This is a genomic window from Streptomyces sp. NPDC102258, assembly GCF_055584685.1.
On record NZ_JBVJLO010000075.1, the window covers coordinates 1 to 1,487 of the forward strand.

Sequence of the window (1,487 nt, forward strand, 5' to 3'; positions counted from 1 at the left end):
AAAGAGCGTTTTGTCCCGTCGGGGGCGTTTGGCAGCTGTTTGAGTAGCGGAGTGGGCTGGGACTACTGAGGCCAGGGTCGTTCTCCGGGACCTGAGAGACGGCTGACGCCATTGCCAGGCACGTTTCCGCACATTCGCTCCTGTCTGATCCCAAGGCGCCCCCACTCACCCCTGTTTGCGCCCTGCGGCTGTCTGTCGGCCTGCGGAACTATCGAAACATGTCTCGACAGCGGCCGTATCCGAGTGACCTGTCCGATGCCCGATGGGAACTGCTCAAGCCCATTCTGTCGACCTGGCGCGCCGAGCGGCGAGGGAAGGGCCTGGACATCGGCCGGCCGCCCGAGCACGACCTGCGCCAGATCATGGACGCGGTCTTGTACGTGGACCGGACCGGGATCCCCTGGCGCTACCTTCCCCACGACTTCGCGCCATGGGAAACCGTCTACGGATACTTCGCCGCCTGGCAGAGGGACGGCGTATTCGACCAGCTCAACGGCCTTCTCCGCCGACTGGTCCGGGAGGCCGCAGGCCGGGACGCCGAACCAAGCGCGTGCGTGCTGGACGCCCAGAGCGTCAAGACCTCCGCCAACGTCCCGGCCGCCGGCCAGGGTATCGACGCGGGCAAGAAGATCGCAGGACGCAAGCGCCATATCGGCGTCGACACCCTCGGCCTCCTCCTCGCGGTCTGGGTCACCGCGGCCAGCGTCTCCGACAACGTCGGCGGCATCCACTTGCTCTCGCACATTGCCAAGGCCCACCCCAGGATCACCAAGGCCTGGGCCGACACCGGCTACCGGACCAAAGCCATCGACCACGGCGCCACCCTCGGCATCGACGTCGAGGTCACCCGCCGTGACCCGGGCCAGAAAGGCTTCAAGGTCATCCCGCGGCGCTGGGTCGTCGAGCGGACCTTCGGCTGGTTGATGAACCACCGCCGCCTCGCTCGCGACTACGAAACCCACCCACACCGCTCCGAAGCGATGATCCGCCTCGCGATGATCGACCTGATGAGCCGCCGGCTCACGCGAGAATCGACTCCGAACTGGAAGGACTCATAGTCGCCGGGCCACGCTGACCCGCGCATTTTCGCCCCTCATTGCCTGCGGCCAGCGGTCATCAATGACACCCGCCGCTTCCCGGCAAGCGCCGCAGGCATTCTCCCGCTCCGGCAGCCACCAGTAGTCGGACGGCGACATGCCGGCTTCCTGGATTCCGCACAGCGTCCCGTCGAAAACGCCGAAGGCGTGGGAGACGTCGGCGGGAAGGCCGTCTGCAACTGCCCTCTCCCAGCGAATCCCCACGGGCAAATACGGCGGCCGCGCGACCTCGAACCACTCACCACCCACATCGGTGGAGGCGTAGCACCAGGAACAGGACCAGATCTCCGAATGCGTCACCGCCGGCAGCGCCGGCCATCGCCACATGGCCCGTCCACACACATCGCACTCCATGGGCGGATCCTCACACGCCTCCATGCGTGGACCCAA

General features: G+C 66.6%; 2 protein-coding genes. One reads left to right on the plus strand and one right to left on the minus strand.

Translation table 11 applies throughout. From position 1 onward, the window contains the following. The first annotated feature begins 218 nt into the window (after window positions 1-218). Window positions 219-1,058, plus strand: coding sequence for an IS5 family transposase (locus ACZ6ZT_RS35205; RefSeq protein WP_469724520.1), 840 nt, complete (start codon window positions 219-221; stop codon window positions 1,056-1,058). Here ACZ6ZT_RS35205 and ACZ6ZT_RS35210 read toward each other — a convergent pair. Further along, on the minus strand, window positions 1,053-1,487 hold a 435-nt coding region (locus ACZ6ZT_RS35210), incomplete at its 5' end, for a hypothetical protein (protein ID WP_469724521.1). The genes ACZ6ZT_RS35205 and ACZ6ZT_RS35210 overlap by 6 nt on opposite strands.

What these genes read in the sequence shown, in the direction of transcription:
- ACZ6ZT_RS35205 (WP_469724520.1), top strand. Translation starts at nt 219, where the DNA reads ATGTCTCGACAGCGGCCGTATCCGAGTGACCTGTCCGATGCCCGATGG.